This window comes from Agromyces lapidis, from assembly GCF_009749405.1.
Lineage (GTDB): Bacteria > Actinomycetota > Actinomycetes > Actinomycetales > Microbacteriaceae > Agromyces > Agromyces lapidis.
Window position 1 is genome coordinate 59,530 of the sequence record NZ_WBIQ01000007.1, and the last position, 14,953, is coordinate 74,482.

The 14,953-nt window shown below is 70.0% G+C and carries 13 protein-coding genes; 9 read left to right on the forward strand and 4 right to left on the reverse strand.

What is annotated here, in order from left to right:
- Nucleotides 1-65 precede the first annotated feature (65 nt).
- Nucleotides 66-1,898, reverse strand: a complete 1,833-nt coding sequence (locus tag GQQ93_RS11195) for an AMP-dependent synthetase/ligase (protein WP_157424321.1) — start codon at nucleotides 1,896-1,898, stop codon at nucleotides 66-68.
- Nucleotides 1,899-2,053: 155 nt separating this feature from the next.
- Between GQQ93_RS11195 and GQQ93_RS11200 the strand changes: the two genes are divergently transcribed.
- From GQQ93_RS11200 to GQQ93_RS11210, 3 genes are all read left to right on the forward strand, one after another.
- Nucleotides 2,054-3,001 (forward strand): ROK family glucokinase, encoded by a 948-nt coding sequence (locus GQQ93_RS11200; protein WP_157424322.1) that lies wholly within the window; start codon nucleotides 2,054-2,056, stop codon nucleotides 2,999-3,001.
- Nucleotides 3,002-3,049: 48 nt separating this feature from the next.
- Entirely contained in the window at nucleotides 3,050-3,739 is a 690-nt protein-coding gene (locus GQQ93_RS11205) for a lysophospholipid acyltransferase family protein (RefSeq protein WP_157424323.1), read from the forward strand.
- A 122-nt stretch (nucleotides 3,740-3,861) separates the two neighbouring features.
- Entirely contained in the window at nucleotides 3,862-5,190 is a 1,329-nt protein-coding gene (locus GQQ93_RS11210) for a class II 3-deoxy-7-phosphoheptulonate synthase (protein ID WP_157424605.1), read from the forward strand.
- A gap of 154 nt (nucleotides 5,191-5,344) precedes the next feature.
- On the opposite strand, the gene pknB is transcribed toward GQQ93_RS11210, so the two are convergent.
- Together pknB and GQQ93_RS11220 are read right to left on the reverse strand one after the other, a co-directional pair.
- Complete coding sequence (gene pknB / locus GQQ93_RS11215; RefSeq protein ID WP_425482270.1) at nucleotides 5,345-7,243, reverse strand: Stk1 family PASTA domain-containing Ser/Thr kinase; 1,899 nt, start codon at nucleotides 7,241-7,243, stop codon at nucleotides 5,345-5,347.
- Between the two features lie 106 nt (nucleotides 7,244-7,349).
- Complete coding sequence (locus GQQ93_RS11220; protein WP_157424325.1) at nucleotides 7,350-8,585, reverse strand: LysM peptidoglycan-binding domain-containing protein; 1,236 nt, start codon at nucleotides 8,583-8,585, stop codon at nucleotides 7,350-7,352.
- Between the two features lie 194 nt (nucleotides 8,586-8,779).
- On the opposite strand from GQQ93_RS11220, the gene GQQ93_RS11225 reads away from it, so the two are divergent.
- On the forward strand, nucleotides 8,780-9,118 hold the full coding sequence (locus GQQ93_RS11225; RefSeq protein WP_157424326.1) for an Rv2175c family DNA-binding protein: 339 nt from the start codon (nucleotides 8,780-8,782) through the stop codon (nucleotides 9,116-9,118).
- Between the two features lie 25 nt (nucleotides 9,119-9,143).
- Here the strand turns inward: GQQ93_RS11225 and GQQ93_RS11230 are convergent, their stop codons facing one another.
- A complete protein-coding gene (locus GQQ93_RS11230) occupies nucleotides 9,144-10,256 on the reverse strand; it encodes a polyprenyl synthetase family protein (RefSeq protein ID WP_157424327.1) in 1,113 nt (370 codons plus the stop codon).
- Nucleotides 10,257-10,330: 74 nt separating this feature from the next.
- On the opposite strand from GQQ93_RS11230, the gene GQQ93_RS11235 reads away from it, so the two are divergent.
- From GQQ93_RS11235 to GQQ93_RS11255, 5 genes are all read left to right on the forward strand, one after another.
- The gene (locus GQQ93_RS11235) at nucleotides 10,331-10,714 is read left to right on the forward strand and encodes a DUF3040 domain-containing protein (protein WP_157424328.1); all 384 of its coding nucleotides are present in this window, start codon (nucleotides 10,331-10,333) and stop codon (nucleotides 10,712-10,714) included.
- Between the two features lie 300 nt (nucleotides 10,715-11,014).
- Nucleotides 11,015-11,446: a division/cell wall cluster transcriptional repressor MraZ gene (gene mraZ, locus GQQ93_RS11240; RefSeq protein WP_026378744.1), complete on the forward strand. Its 432-nt coding sequence runs from the start codon at nucleotides 11,015-11,017 to the stop codon at nucleotides 11,444-11,446.
- A gap of 104 nt (nucleotides 11,447-11,550) precedes the next feature.
- On the forward strand, nucleotides 11,551-12,504 hold the full coding sequence (gene rsmH, locus GQQ93_RS11245; protein ID WP_157424329.1) for a 16S rRNA (cytosine(1402)-N(4))-methyltransferase RsmH: 954 nt from the start codon (nucleotides 11,551-11,553) through the stop codon (nucleotides 12,502-12,504).
- On the forward strand, nucleotides 12,501-13,094 hold the full coding sequence (ftsL, locus tag GQQ93_RS11250) for a cell division protein FtsL (protein ID WP_157424330.1): 594 nt from the start codon (nucleotides 12,501-12,503) through the stop codon (nucleotides 13,092-13,094). The genes rsmH and ftsL overlap by 4 nt, the downstream gene beginning before the upstream one ends.
- 60 nt (nucleotides 13,095-13,154) lie before the next feature.
- Entirely contained in the window at nucleotides 13,155-14,948 is a 1,794-nt protein-coding gene (locus GQQ93_RS11255) for a peptidoglycan D,D-transpeptidase FtsI family protein (protein WP_157424331.1), read from the forward strand.
- The last annotated feature ends 5 nt before the right edge of the window (nucleotides 14,949-14,953 follow it).

A 14,953-nucleotide genomic window follows, 5' to 3' on the forward strand; every position in this document is an offset into this window, starting at 1 on the left:
GTTGCGCGGTGACGACGAAGCGCCCCACGGAATCCCGTGGGGCGCTTCGTCGTCGTGGGGGAGCGTCAGCTCACGATCGAGTGACCCTCGGTCGCCGGTGCACCCGAGTACATCGACTCGATGAGGGGGGCGAAGTCCTGCAGGATGATGTTGCGCTTGATGCTCAGCTTCGGCGTGAGGTGCCCGCTCTCCTCGGTGAGCTCGCTCGTGAGGATCGTGAACTTGCGGATCGACTCGGCCCGCGAGACGTTCTCGTTCGCCGCATCGATGGCGCGCTGCACCTCGGCGAGCACTGCGGCGTTCGTCGAGGCCTCCTCGAGGGTCATTCCGGCGTCTTCGCCGTTGTTGTTGAGCCAGACCGGGAGCATCTCGGAGTCGAGCGTGACGAGCGCGGAGATGAACGGCTTCTGATCGCCGACCACGACGACCTGGCCGACGAGCGGGTTCGCGCGGATCGGGTCCTCGAGCGCGGCCGGGGCGACGTTCTTGCCGCCGGCCGTGACGATGATCTCCTTCTTGCGGCCGGTGATCGTGAGGAAGCCGTCGGCGTCGAAGGAGCCGATGTCGCCGGTCTTGAACCAGTCGCCGTCGAACGCCTCGGCGGTCGCCTCCGCGTTCTTCCAGTACTCCTTGAAGACGGCGACGCCCGTGACCTGGATCTCACCGTCTTCCGCGAGGCGGATCCCGTTGCCCGGCAACGCGGGTCCGACGGTGCCGATCTTCGACTTCGAGGGGAGGTTGACGCTGGCGGGAGCCGTCGTCTCGGTGAGGCCGTAGCCCTCGAGGATGGTGATGCCCAGCGCGTGGTAGAAGTGCCCGAGGCGGGGGCCGAGCGGCGCGGAGCCCGAGACGGCGTACTTGACGTTGCCGCCCATCGCGTCACGGAGCTTCGAGAAGACGAGTGCATCGAACAGCTTGAACTTGAGCTTCAGGCCGAGGGGCACCTTGCCCTGCTCGAGGGCGATCGAATAGGCGACCGCGGTGTCGGCGGCGGAGCGGAAGATCTTGCCCTTTCCGCCGGCTTCGGCCTTCTGCTCGGAGACGTTGTAGACCTTCTCGAACACCCGCGGGACCGCGAGGAGGAAGGTCGGCTTGAAGCTGCCGAGCGAGGGGAGCAGCTGCTTCGTGTCGGGCTGGTGGCCGACGCGCACACCGGCGTGCACGCAGAGCACCGCGATGAAGCGGGCGAACACGTGCGCGAGGGTGATGAAGAGGAGCGTCGAGGCGCCGTTCGGGTCGAGCACGACCTCGTCGAGGGCCACGGCCGAGTTGCGCGAGAGCTCGACGAAGTTGGAGTGGGTCAGCACGCAGCCCTTGGGCTTGCCGGTCGAACCCGAGGTGTAGATGAGCGTCGCGATGTCGTCGCCGCCTGCGAGGTTGCGACGGCGCTCGATCTCGTCGTCGGGCACCTCGGTTCCGCTCGCGGCGAGCTTCTCGAGGTCGCCGAGGTCGATCTGCCAGGTGTTGCGGATGCCGGGCAGGTCGGGGTGCACCTCGTCGAAGCGAGCGAAGTGGTCGGCGGTCTCGACGATGATCGCGATGGCGCCCGAGTCGCTGAGGTTCCAGCGCACCTGCGCGGGCGAGCTCGTCTCGTAGACGGGCACGAGCACCGCTCCGGCGAACCACGTGGCGAAGTCGATCAGGGTCCACTCGTAGCGCGTCTTGCACATGAGGCCGATCTTGTCGCCCGGCTGGATGCCGGCGGCGACGAGACCCTTGGCGAGGGCGATGACCTGGTCGTAGAACTCGCGCGTCGTCACCGGCGACCAGCCGCCGTCGGCGGTGGGCAGCGAGAACAGGACCGAGTCGGGCGTCGCGGCGAGGCGGTCGACGAGCAGATCGGTGGTGTTCGCGGCGGGGTCTGGGGAGACCACGGCAGGCGTGGAGAATTCGGTCACGGTAGCTCCTTCGGCACCGGGAGGATCGCGCCCGGCTCGGGTACCTGCGCGACCTCGGCATTGGGGTCGATTACACTCTAGTCGTTGCTCGCGTGGCTACGGTCCCGGCGCGAATCAGCCTCGTTCCTCTTGTGTCTCAGAAAGGCGGCGTCCGCGTGCACGCGATCGGTATCGACATCGGCGGAACGAAGATCGCGGGAGCGGTCGTCGACGAGCTCGGCGGCATCGTCCGCAGCGATCGGGTGCCGACGCCGGCCGACCCCCGGCTGCTCGAGGACGCGGTCGTCGCGATGATCGAGGGCCTGCGCGGCGGCGACGAGATCGGCGCCGTCGGCGTCGCGGCGGCGGGCTTCGTCGACGCCGCCCAGTCGACGCTCTACTACGCGCCGAACATCGACTGGCGCAACGAGCCGCTGCGCGCGAAGCTCGAGGCTCGCGTGGGCGGCACGGTCGTCGTCGACAACGACGCGAACGCGGCCGGCTGGGCCGAGTTCCGCTTCGGCGCCGGACGCCTGGTGAGCGACATGGTGATGCTCACGATCGGCACGGGCGTCGGCGGCGCGATCGTCGCCGGCGACCGCCTCTTCCGCGGCGGCTTCGGCGCGGGCGCCGAGCTCGGCCACCTGCGGGTGGTGCCCGACGGCCTCGCATGCGGCTGCGGCCAGCGCGGATGCATCGAGCAGTACGGCTCCGGACGGGCCCTGCTGCGCATGGCGGGCGAGATCGCCGACGCCGGCGGCATCGGCCAGGCGCTCGCGCGGGCCCGTGCCGAGCGCGGGGAGCTCGACGGCGCGATCGTCGGTGGGCTCATCGAGGCAGGCGACCCCGGCGCGGTCGCGGCGCTGCGCCAGCTGGGGCATTGGCTCGGCGCGGCGGCGGCGAGCCTCTCGGCCGTGCTCGATCCGCAGCGCTTCGTCTTCGGCGGGGGCGTGGCGATCGCCGGCGAGCTGTTGCTCGAGCCGATCCGCGAGGCCTATCTCGAGCACCTCCCGGCGCGCGGCTACCACCCCGAGCCCGACTTCGTGGTCGCCGAGCTGCAGAACGACGCCGGGGTCGTCGGTGCGGCCGACCTCGCCCGCGTGTGGGTCGCCGAGCACGCCTGAGCGGCCGACGGTAGGCTGATCGATGCGCCACGAGAAGGGAGCCGCGCGGTGTTCTACTGGATCATGAAGAACCTCGTGATCGGGCCGATCCTCCTCTCGATCTTCCGGCCATGGGTCGTCGGGCTCGAGAACGTGCCCAAGCAGGGTGCCGTGGTGCTCGCGTCGAACCACCTCTCCTTCATCGACTCCATCTTCCTTCCGCTCGTCGTCGACCGTCCGGTGGTCTTCCTCGCCAAGAGCGACTACTTCACGGGCAAGGGCCTCAAGGGCTGGGCGACCCGCGTGTTCTTCCAGGCGGCCGGCCAGCTCCCGATCGACCGTTCGGGAGGAAAGGCGTCCGAGGCATCCTTGAACACCGGCCTCCGGGTGCTCGCCGAGGGCAGCATTCTCGGCATCTATCCCGAGGGCACCCGCAGCCCCGACGGCAAGCTCTACCGGGGCCGCACGGGCGTCGCGCGCATGGTCCTCGAGTCGGGTGTGCCGGTGATCCCCGTGGCGATGATCGGCACCGAGCACGTCATGCCCATCGGCACGCGCCTGCCGAAGGTGCGCCGCATCGGCATCATCGTCGGCGAGCCGATCGACTTCACGCGCTTCGAGGGACTCGAGGGAGATCGCTTCGTGTTGCGTTCTGTGACGGACGAACTCGTCTACCGTCTTCGTGCGCTGAGCGGCCAGGAATACATCGACGTGTACGCGAGTTCGGTGAAGGAGCAGCGGGCCGCGCAATCGCGATAGGCTCGAGCCACGGCGGCGCGATCTGCGTCGCCGTTCCGCATCACGGCGCTTCAGCGCCCCTCACCCCTCAGGACACACTCGTGGTACAGCTTGTCGAGCCCTTCGTGAACGCAGATCCCTCCGTGATCGCGGGCCTCGACTATTGGCGGGAGCTGCCGATCAAGCAGCAGCCGACCTGGCCCGACGTCGACGCCGCCCGCGCGGCCTCGGCCGAGCTGGCCACGCTGCCGCCGCTCGTCTTCGCGGGCGAGGTCGACACCATGCGCGATCGCCTCGCGGCCGCGTCGCGCGGCGAGGCGTTCCTCCTCCAGGGCGGCGACTGCGCAGAGACCTTCGCCGGGGCGACCGCCGACCAGATCCGCAACCGCGTGAAGACCGTGCTGCAGATGGCCGTGGTGCTGACGTACGGCGCCTCGATGCCGGTCGTGAAGATGGGCCGCATGGCCGGCCAGTTCGCGAAGCCGCGCTCGAGCGACAACGAGACCCGCGGCGACGTCACGCTGCCGGCCTACCGCGGCGACATCGTCAACGGCTACGAGTTCACGCCTGAATCGCGCGCGGCCGATCCCGGCCGACTCATCCGCGGCTACCACACGGCCGCGTCGACCCTGAACCTCATCCGCGCCTTCACGCAGGGCGGTTTCGCCGACCTGCGCCAGGTGCACTCGTGGAACCAGGGCTTCGCGAAGAACCCGGCGAACGCGCGCTACGAGTCGATGGCTCGCGAGATCGATCGCGCCGTGAAGTTCATGGACGCCTGCGGCGCCGACTTCGAGGCGTTGAAGCACACCGAGTTCTACACCGGTCACGAGGGCCTGCTCATGGACTACGAGCGGCCGATGACGCGCATCGACTCGCGCACGGGCACGCCGTACGTGACGAGCGGCCACTTCATCTGGATCGGCGAGCGCACCCGTGAGCTCGACGGCGCGCACGTCGACTTCCTCTCGCGCGTGCGCAACCCGATCGGCGTGAAGCTCGGTCCGACGACGAGCCCCGAGACGATGCTCGAACTCGTCGAGAAGCTCGACCCGAACCGCGAGCCCGGCCGACTCACCTTCATCACCCGCATGGGCGCAGGCAAGATCCGCGAGGCGCTGCCGCCGCTGCTCGAGGCGATCAAGGCGAGCGACGCCAACCCGCTGTGGGTCACCGATCCGATGCACGGCAACGGCATTACGACGCCCACCGGGTACAAGACCCGTCGTTTCGACGACGTGGTCGACGAGGTCAAGGGGTTCTTCGAGGCGCACCGCGCCGCGGGCACGCACCCCGGTGGAATCCACGTCGAGCTCACGGGCGACGACGTCACCGAGTGCCTCGGCGGCTCCGAGCAGATCGACGAGGCGACGCTCGCGACGCGCTACGAGTCGCTCTGCGACCCGCGCCTGAATCACATGCAGTCGCTCGAGCTCGCGTTCCTCGTGGCCGAGGAGCTCGCCGCGCGCTGAGTCGAACCGAACCCGGCATCGGCGCGGGGCATCCCCTTCTCTGTGGATGCCCCGCGCCGAACTCGTGGGCGCGAGGTGCGACCTCGGCTGGAGCCCGGTCAGCGACGGCTTCCGCTCACTCCCGCCCCCGCCATCGCGACGGCGTTGGACCGGTTCAGACGGTGAGTGTGGCCACGAGCGTGATCGTGCTGCCGCGCACGGCCTGCGCCTCGGCGACCGGGTTCTGCTCGCTCACGGTGGCGAAGGCGATGAACGCCTCAGGGAAGCTGTGGGTGACCTTGAATCCCGCCGCCTCGAGCTCCTCGATCGCGTCCTGGAGCGGCTTGCCGACGACGTTCGGCACCGCGACGAGGTCTTGGCCCTTCGACACGGTCAGCTCGACCGTCGACCCGGGGCGCATGGGGTCGCTCAGCCAGTCGGCCGTGACCACGTGGTCTTTCGCGACGTCGTTCGAGAAGACCGGGGCCTTGTACTTCACCTCGAGCCGGGCCTCCTTCAGCTTCGCCTCCGCATCGGCCACGGCGAGACCCTCGACGGGCGGCACCGGGCCGACCGAGACGATCAGGGTCACGTCGCCGCGTTCGGGGTAGGTGCTCGGGAGCGCTTCGCCGTCGGCGCCGAGTGCGCCGATGACGGAGCCCGCGGGGACCTCGGCCGAGAACTGCTCGATGGGGTCGAGCAGGGTGAATTCGGCGAGGAGCTCGTTCGCCGCGTCGACCGACTGGCCGGCGACGTCGGGCACCTCGAGGATGCGGGGCCCCTCCGAGACGAGGAGGGTCACCGTCGAGCCGTTGCGCGCCGAGCTTCCGCCCGTGGGATCGGTGTCGATGACCGCACCCGCGGGGATCTCGGGGTCGGTTCGGGTCTCCTGCTTCACCTGGAAGCCGGCGTCGGTGAGGAGTGCGAGCGCCGCCTCGGGAGTCTCGGTGGTCGTCTTCGGAATCGTCACATAGGCGCCCGGCCCGGCGCCGAAGTACCATCCCGTCCCTGCCGCGAGGCCGGTGACGAGGAGGACGAGCGCGAGGATCCAGTAGCCGCGGCGCTTCCGACGCGCCGCGCTCGTGGAGAGCTCGGCGGCGTCGTCGCCGTCGGACGCCTCTGCGGTCGCGACGCCCCCGGGAGTCGCGAGCGTCGCAGCTCCGAGCACGCGCGTCTCAGCGGTGGCGGTGCCGAGGAGCTCTGCGGCGGCGGGCAGCACCATCGTCGCCTGCGTCGTGAGCGGGACGTGCGAGGAGCGGAGCGCCGGCTCGGCCTCGCGCAGCCGGTCGAGCAGCTCGCGTGCGTCGCGGGGACGCTCGTCGGGGTCGCGGCGCGTCGCCCACAGCACGAGCTCGTCGAGCTCGGACGGGACGGCGGGGTTCTTCGAACTCGGCGCGGGGACTTCGTCGTTCGCGTGCTGGTAGGCGATCGTCATGGGCGCCTCGCCCACGTACGGCTGCTCGCCCGTCAGCATCTCGAACATCATGATGCCGACCGCGTAGATGTCGCTGCGCGCGTCGGCGACGCCGCGGGTCACGAGCTCGGGGGAGAGGTAGGCGATCGTGCCGAGGAGCGCCTGACCGGTCGCGGTGTTCGCGCTGGCCGCGCGCGCGAGCCCGAAGTCGCCGAGCTTGATGCGGCCGTCGTCGGCGAGGAGCACGTTCTCGGGCTTGAGGTCGCGGTGCACGATGCCGGCCTTGTGGGCGGCGGCGAGACCCGAGAGCACGGCGTCCATGATGTCGACGGTCTGCTCGGGGGTGAGCTTCTTGTAGTCCTTCAGCAGTTCGCGCAACGTGATGCCGGGAAGGTACTCCATGACGAGGTACGCCATGTCGGCGTCCTGGCCCTGGTCGAAGACGTTCACGACGTTGGGGTGCGCGAGTCGCGCGGCCGAACGCGCCTCTTGGACGAAGCGGGTCTTGAAGGTGTTGTCGTCGGCGAGGTGGCCGTGCATGATCTTGATCGCGACCCGGCGCTCGAGGCGCAGATCGGTCGCGAGGTACACGGTCGCCATGCCGCCGCGGGCGATCCGGGAGCGCACCTGATAGCGACCGTCGATGAGACGGCCGATCATGGGGTCAGGGGGCGCGTTGGTCACCGTCCGAGTCTACGAAACGGCATATGCCGTGATCTGAACAAACGCCGCAGACGCGCCGATCGAAACCCCATCGTGATGAGGGTCAGCCGAGTTCGGCCAGCCAGGCCCTCGCCTGCGCCTCCCACTTGGCGTAGTGATCGGGGTGGGCGCTCTGCTGCACCGACTGGGCGGCCTCGGTGAGCGACATCGATTCCCATCCGGGAATGTCGAGCAGCCCTGCGGTGACGCCCGGATTCGGGTTGCTCGGCCCCCCGTAGAAGGCCGTCGCCGCGCGCACCGGGTCGAGCACCTGCTCGACGCTGCCCCAGCCCTGGCTCGGGCGCTGCTGGAACAGGCCCTGCGAGTCGCGATCGCCGTGCCGGACGTTCTTCAGCCCGGATTCCTGGGCCGCCGCCGCGAGGGCGACGACGATCCCCGAGTCGGGAACGCCGAGCTCGCGGCCGACGTCGACGATGAGTTGCGCGTTGGCCCGCATCTCCTCGGTGAGCACGACGCTGACGGAGGCGACGGTCGCGACGGCGACGGGGCGGGGGATGGTGAGCCGCTGGCCCGGCCTGATCGTCGCATTCGCGTCGAGTCCGTTCGCCGCGATCAGCTCGGCGACCTCGACGTCGTTGCGGGCCGCGATGTCCCACACGGTGTCGCCGTCGACGACGAGGTGCGTGTCGCTCGGAGAAGGCCCGGTCGCCTCGTCGGGGCCGGCCGCGGCGACGGGAGCGGGCGCGGGGGCCGGGTGGGCGGCCGCGTCGGGCGGCAGCACGATCGCCTCGCCGGGGAAGATGAGCGACTGCCGGCCGAGTCCGTTGACCCTGAGGAGCTCGTCCAACGCGACGCCGTATCGTTCGGCGATGCCGCTCATCGTGTCGCCCTGGGCGACGACGTGCTTCGCGATGGCATCGCGAGCCGGCGGGGCGGCTTGCGCCGTCCGGGAGCCCGGCAGTGCCAGCCGCTGACCGGGGAAGATCATGCTCGACCATCCGAGTCCGTTGTGCGCGAGCACCTCGGCGGTCGAGAGCCCGAACCGCTCGGCGATGCCGCTGACCGTGTCGCCCTCGACGACGACGACCTCCTCGGGGACGGCACCGGCGGCCGCGGAAGCGGCGTGCGTCGTCGCGCCGGCGGTGGACGCCTTCGCCTTCGGCTGCCGCTTCACCGGCTGCGGCGCGGCTTCGGCCGGCTGCGCGATGCCGAGGGTGACGGCCACGGCGCTGACGACCGCGAGCGGCACGGTGAGCAGTCCGCGGATGCCCCGCGCCGACCCCCGTCCGCCGGATCCGCGCGGTGCGCGTCCGCCGGCGTCATCGACGTCGTACGCCATGTTTCCCCCTTCGCCGGCCTGGTGCTCCGACTTCCGCCACCGTCGCACAGGCGTCGGAGCGAGTCAAACACCCCGCCGCGAGTCCGCCGACTCGGTATGGACGGGCTTCACCCGAAAGGGTCGGCGCGGATCGCGCGCGGGCTTTCTCGACGCGCTGCTTCTCCGAGGCACCGGGACATGGCAGGCTTGGTGACGTGACCGATGCCGCCGAGACTACCTGGCTGACTGTTCCCGACCTCGTCGAGCTGCTGGGCGAGAGCCCGAGCCGCGTGCGCCGCATGATCGACGACCGGCACCTGCTGGCCGCTCGCGTCGACGGCGTGCTGAAGGTGCCATCCGTGTTCCTCAAGAACAATGCGCCGATGCCCGAGATCCACGGCACCGCGGTCGTGCTCGCCGATGCGGGCTTCAGCGACAGCGAGGCGCTCGAGTGGTTCCTCGCCGAGGAGGACAGCCTCGGCACGACCCCGATCGATGCCCTGCGCGCCGGCCGGAAGGCCGAGGTTCGACGGATCGCCCAGGCGCTGGCCTGACGCGACCCCGGCGCTGCCGCGCCGCTCAGCTCGTGCGACGGGTGACCGTCTTCGCCATCGCGGCGAGTTCGTTGCGCGCCTCGTGACCGAGCGGCGCGTCGTCGAGTGCGGCGACCGCTCGAGCGGCGTTCCGGGCGATGATCTGCTCGATCTCGTCGACGGCGCCGCATTCGGAGATCGTGCGCTGCAGCATCCGCACCTGCTCTGCGCTCAGTGACGCGTCGCCGAGAAGTTCGTCGAGGAGCCGTCGCTGGCCGGCCGCGAGCCGTTCGCGGGCGATCGCGACGAGCACGGTGCGCTTGCCCTCTCGGAGGTCGTCGCCGCTCGGCTTGCCGGTGACCTCGGGATCGCCGAAGACGCCGAGCAGGTCGTCGCGCAGCTGATAGGCGATGCCGAGCGGCAGGCCGAAGTCGCGAAGCGTGCGGATCTGCGACTCGGTCGCGCCGGCGAGGGAAGCGCCGATCACGAGGGGCGCCTCGATGCTGTACTTCGCCGACTTGTAGACGATCACCCGTTCGGCGCGGAGTCGCTGTTCATCGTCGGGCTGCACGACCCATGCGCGCTCCTCGAGGATGTCGAGGTACTGGCCCGCCGTGACCTCGGTGCGCATTCGCATGAACTCGCGACGCGATGCGCGGGCGGCTGCGCGGTCGGCCAGGGCGTCGAGCCCCTCGTCGAGGATCTCGTCGCTCCAGCCGAGCAGGAGGTCGCCGAGGAGGATCGCCGCGTCGACGCCGAAGTCGGCGGCGTCGCCGGCCCAGCCGGATTCGGCGTGGAGTCCTTCGAAGAGGCGATGCGCCGACGGGAGACCGCGACGGGTGTCGGAGCGGTCGATGAGGTCGTCGTGCACGAGTGCAGCGGCATGGAAGAGTTCGAGCGCCGCCGCGGCCGAGACGACCGGGAACCGGTCCGGCCCCTCCGCGGCCTCGAAGGGATCGAAACCGCGCGTCCGCACGGCCTCCCAGCCCCAGTAGCAGAAGAGTGCGCGGAACCGCTTTCCTCCGCTGAGAAAGCGCCGAGAGAAGCCGTCGAGCGGTTCGAGGTCGGCGCTGATCGAGCGGAGAATGGAGGTGCGTTCGGCGAGGAAGTCCTCGATGCGTTCGTGCACCATATCGACCAGTCGGGAGCTGTGAGCCACCCGCCTAGCCTACCGACGCAGCGCAGGGCTAGAATGGACTCGGATGCGTCGATCCCGAGCCTGAGGGGAAAGAGATGCCGCTTTCAGAGCAGGAGCAACGTCTTCTCGAGGAGATGGAGCGGAACCTCTATCGCAACGATGCCGATTTCGTGCACGCCGTCGGAGGCGTGCGGGGTCGGCGACCGAACTACCGCGCCATCGTGCTCGGTGTGCTGCTCGCCGTCGCCGGCGTCGGTGCACTGATCATCGGTGTCGCGACGCAACTGCTGATCGTCGGCATCCTGGGCTTCGTGCTCATGTTCGCCGGCGTGCTCGTCGCGATCACCCCCTCGAAGCGCGGTGCCGCGACGCCCGCGCCGAGCGGGCAGTCCGCGGGTGCGGCGAAGCCCCGCTCCGGCACCGGCTTCATGGACCGCATGAACGAGCGCTGGGACCGCCGCCAGGACGGGCACGGGTAACCCCTCCACTTCGCACCACCCGAACGGGCCGATCGTCAGATCGGCCCGTTTTTCGTGTCCCCGGGGGCGCCGGCGTGATCGCCGGATGCGGCCGTCGGGGCATCCGAAGGTGAAGTGATGCCCCGTCTCCTCCCCGGCGTGTCGATTTCCTCCACCTCCCTCCACCCCTGTGATTCCGCGTGAATACGGGGTTCACGCGACGCTGGCGCGGCGAAATCGAGCGAATGTCGTTGATCGGTGGATGGAGGTGGAGTAAAGTGGGGGCACCTGGATTCTGGCCGGAGGAAAGGGGGTGGTGTGGTGTTCCTCGGGAGTTACGAACCAAAGCTCGATGAGAAAGGCCGCGTCATTCTTCCGGCGAAATTCCGGGAGGAGCTGTCGAACGGGCTCGTGCTCACGCGCGGGCAGGAGCGCTGCGTCTATGTATTCAGCGCCCGCGAGTTCGAGAGCATGAGCGAGAAGATCCGCCAAGCCCCGGTCACGAGCAAGCAGGCACGCGATTACATGCGCGTGTTCCTCTCGGGGGCATCCGCGGAGACCCCCGACAAGCAGAACCGGGTCACCATCCCCGCCATGCTCCGCAGCTATGCGGGGCTCGACCGGGACCTCACGGTCATCGGCGCCGGCAGCCGGGTGGAGATCTGGGATCAGGCGGCGTGGCAGAGCTACCTCGCCGAGCAGGAGGCGGCCTTCGCGGAAACGGCGGAGGAGGTGATCCCCGGACTCTTCTGATCCACGGGTCCCGACTCCCAGCCGGCCGGGCCTGGTGCACTTCCCCGCACCAGGACGAACGGATGGGGATCAGGGCTCGAAGGCCCGGAAGGCAAGGCGGAATCATGGACATCGAACGCATTCACACCCCGGTCATGCTCCAGCGCACGCTCGAGCTGCTCGCGCCGGCGCTCGAGCAGCGCGGCGCGGTGATGGTCGACGCCACCCTCGGCATGGGCGGGCACACCGCGGCGTTCCTCGAGCGCTTCCCCGAGCTCACGGTCATCGGCCTCGACCGCGACACCGACGCGCTCGCCATCGCCCGCGAGCGACTCGCGAAGTTCGGCGACCGAGCCCGCTTCGTGCACACCGTCTACGACGGCATCGCGCGGGCCGTGCGCTCCGAAGGTTTCACCGAGGTGCAGGGCGTGCTGTTCGACCTCGGTGTCTCCTCCCTGCAGCTCGACCGTGCCGAGCGCGGATTCGCGTACTCGAAGGACGCCCCGCTCGACATGCGGATGGACTTCACGAAGGGGCGCACCGCCGCCGACGTCATCGCCGAGTCCAGCGAAGACGAGCTCAAGCGCATCTTCCTCGACTACGGCGAGGAGAAGCTGGCGGCCCGCTACGCGCGCGCCATCGTCAGGGCGAGAGAGGATGCCCCGATCACGCGTTCGGCCGAACTCGTCGCCGTGATCCAGGCGGCGACGCCGGTTGCCGTGCAGCGGCAGGGCCACCCCGCGAAGCGGGTGTTCCAAGCGTTGCGCATCGAGGTGAACGAGGAACTCTCGGTGCTCGAGCGGGCGATGCCCGCTGCGCTCGACTCGATCGCCGTCGGCGGCCGGATCGTCGTGCTCGCCTACCAGTCGCTCGAAGACCGGATCGTCAAGCGCGTGCTGCAGGCCGCATCCAGCTCGTCGGCGCCCGCCGGGCTCCCCGTGGAGCTGCCCGAGCACCGCCCGCAGTGGAAGCTCCTCGTCAGGGGAGCCGAGCTCGCGAGCGAATCCGAGCAGGCGGAGAACCCGCGTGCGAAACCGGTGCGACTGCGCGCCGCAGAACGAGTGAGGAGGCCGTCATGAGCGCTGTGCCGGCCCAGTCCCTGCCCGCGCCCCGGCGTGCACCCGAGCGGCCCCGCTGGCTGCGTCCCGCCCCCGAGCCCGGCACCGGGCGGGCGAAGCCCCGCCTCGCCTACGCGATCATCGCCGTGGCGGGGGTCGCGGTCATCGTGGTCGCGCAGTTGCTGCTGTCGATCGCGATCACGCAGGGCGCCTACGACATCGACCACGCGACCATGCAGCAGACGACGCTCGACCGCCAGGAGCAGCAGCTCCGCGAGGACCTCGATCGGGTCGAGTCGCCCCAGTACCTCGCGGCGAACGCCGAAGCCCTCGGCATGGTGCCGAACTCGAACCCCGTGTTCCTGCGGCTCTCCGACGGCTCGGTGAGCGGCGACCCGTCGGCCGCGGTCGGCGGTGCCGCGGCATCCGCGCCGCTCGTCCCGAATGCCCTCATCGACGGCGTGCCGCTCGTGACCGAGCAGCCCGCAGTGGAGACTCCGAAGGGCGGGGCCGCAGCGGGGGCTGCAAGCGAGGCGGGGGCGGAGGCGCCCGTCGAGGCTCCGGTCGCTCCGCCGGCGGGTGACGGCCTGCCGACTCCCGCCACCCATTAGCACCACCACGACGAGCACGAACGAGGACCGCAGCGGATGAACCGGACGAGTCGACACCCCATGCGCAGGATCCTCGCCTCGGCGGTGGTGCTCGTCGTGCTGGTCGGGGTGTTCGTCGTGAAGCTCGTCGACATCCAGGTGGTGCGCGCCTCGGCGTTGAACGCGAAATCCCAGGACGCGAGGTCGCAGCCCGTCAAGGTGTGGGGCGCCCGCGGCGACATCGTCGACGCGAACGGCACGGTGCTCGCCGACAGCGTGATGCGCTACGACATCGTGATCTCGCCGAAGCAGGCGAAGCTCGCGGTCGTCGAACGCAAGCAGAAGCAGGATCCCAAGCACAAGGCCGACGTGACCACCGAGGAGCTCGTGGCCGAGCTCGCACCGGTCGCCGCCGAGCTCGGGCCGCTCGTCGGCCTCACGGGCGACCAGGTGATCGGCGTCATCACCTCGAAGCTGGCCGAAGACCCCGACTCCGACTACGCCTTCCTCGCGAAGCAGGTCGACACGACGGCCTACGAAGCGGTGAAGGCCCTCGACATCGCGTGGGTGTACGCAGAGAAGCACCCGAGCCGCACCTATCCGAACGGCGCGGTCGGCGGCAACCTGCTCGGCTTCGTGCAGGCCGACGACGGCACCCCGCTCGCGGGGCTCGAGCTCGCCGAGGACCAGTGCCTCGCCGGCGCCGACGGCGAGGTGAGCTACCTCCACAGCGCGGCCGACTGGGTGCCGATCCCCGGCAGCGAGATCGTGCACGAGCAGGCGAAGGACGGGGGCACGCTGAAGCTCACGATCGACGCCGACCTGCAGTACTACGTGCAGCGCGTCGCCGAGGAGCAGCGCCGCGCGGTCGGCGCCGACTGGGCCACGGTGACGGTCATGGAGGTGAAGACGGGGCGCCTGCTCGCGATCGCGGACGTGCCGACGGTCGACCCCAACGATCCCTCGGCGACCGACGCCGAAGACCGCGGCTCGCGTGCCTTCACGGCGCCGTTCGAGCCCGGCTCGACCTTCAAGGCGCTCACCGCGGCGTCGGTGCTCGACGCGGGCAAGGCGACACCGGTCGACCAGATCATCGCGCCGTACAGGTACCTGCCGCCGAACGGGGCGAACATCAACGACAGCTCGTACCACGACGACGAGCGGCTGACCCTCACGGGCGTGCTCGTCGACTCGTCGAACACCGGCATGTCGATGTTCGGCGAGCGGATCAGCGATCGGCAGCGCTACGACGACATGCTCGACTTCGGCCTGGGGGAGCAGACCGAGGTCGGGTTCCCCGAGGAGGCCGCCGGTGACCTGCACGGCGACCCCGACGACTGGGACAACCAGACGAAGTACGCGACGATGTTCGGCCAGGGTCTCACCACGACCGCCGTGCAGATCGCGAGCGTCTACCAGACGCTGGCGAACGGCGGCGTGCGCATGCCCGTCACGCTCGTCGACGGATGCACGACCGCCGACGGCGAGACCACCTCGCCGCCCGCGCAGGGCACCCGGGTCGTCTCCGAGCAGGCGGCCGACGACACGAGCGCGATGCTCGAGCGCGTCTACGCCGAAGGCTGGCTCGCCGACCAGTGGGAGATCCCCGGGTACCGCGTCGCGGCGAAGACCGGCACCGCGCAGGTGGCGGGCCCAGACGGGCAGTACCTGCCGGGCTACCTCGTCTCCGTCTCGGGCTTCGCGCCCGCCGACGATCCCGAGTTCGTCGTTTCGGTGAGCTTCCAGAATGCCGTTAAGATGAACTCGTCCGCCGCATCCGCTCCCGTCTTCCAAGAGGTGATGAGCCAGGTGCTGAAGAAGTATCGGACCGTTCCATCCGGCGCCCCGGCGCCCGATCTGCCAGCCACCTGGTGAGAAAG

Bases quoted from the DNA above. Each gene is read 5' to 3' on its own strand.
- rsmH (WP_157424329.1), top strand. From the start codon at position 11,551: ATGGACATCGAACGCATTCACACCCCGGTCATGCTCCAGCGCACGCTC.
- pknB (WP_425482270.1), bottom strand. From the start codon at position 7,243: ATGATCGGCCGTCTCATCGACGGTCGCTATCAGGTGCGCTCCCGGATC.
- GQQ93_RS11235 (WP_157424328.1), top strand. From the start codon at position 10,331: ATGCCGCTTTCAGAGCAGGAGCAACGTCTTCTCGAGGAGATGGAGCGG.
- GQQ93_RS11220 (WP_157424325.1), bottom strand. From the start codon at position 8,585: ATGGCGTACGACGTCGATGACGCCGGCGGACGCGCACCGCGCGGATCC.
- GQQ93_RS11255 (WP_157424331.1), top strand. From the start codon at position 13,155: ATGCGCAGGATCCTCGCCTCGGCGGTGGTGCTCGTCGTGCTGGTCGGG.
- ftsL (WP_157424330.1), top strand. From the start codon at position 12,501: ATGAGCGCTGTGCCGGCCCAGTCCCTGCCCGCGCCCCGGCGTGCACCC.